1 protein-coding gene is annotated in these 463 nt (G+C 64.4%); it reads left to right on the top strand.

Going from position 1 to position 463, the window contains the following annotated elements:
• The coding region (locus tag PA598K_RS36285; protein ID WP_185602070.1) for an ABC transporter substrate-binding protein at nucleotides 1-463 on the top strand (463 nt) is incomplete at both ends.

Below are 463 nucleotides of genomic sequence, written 5' to 3'. Positions count from 1 at the left end.
TACAACAAGACGTTGTTCGAGCAGCACGGGATCGACGCCTTCCCGACCGACTGGCCGTCGTTCCTCGCCGTCTGCGAGCAGCTCAGGCAGGCCGGGATCACGCCGATCGTCATGCCGGACAACGACCGCTGGTTCGTCCAGTTCGGCCTCTATCAGCTGGCCGCTTCGCTCGTCTATGCCGAGCACCCGGACTTCGACACCGAGTTGATGGCAGGCGCTCGCACCTTCGCGGACTCGCCGTGGCGGGAGGCGCTGCTGCGGTACAAGACGCTCTACGACCACGGCTATATCGCCGCAGACTCGCTGAGCATCGGTGTCAATCAGGCGACGGCGCTGTTCAACGAAGGCCAGGCGGCGATGATGTTCAACGGCAACTGGGATTACACTCGAATGGTCGAAGATCCGGCAGCATCGTCGCCAGACGGCGACTTCGAGCGGGGCTTCCTGCCGCTGCCCGGCCACG

Source organism: Paenibacillus sp. 598K (assembly GCF_003851045.1).
In the GTDB taxonomy this organism is placed as follows: domain Bacteria; phylum Bacillota; class Bacilli; order Paenibacillales; family Paenibacillaceae; genus Paenibacillus_D.
Note: the sequence above shows the minus strand (reverse complement) of the source record. Positions and strands in the feature narration are given on the sequence as shown.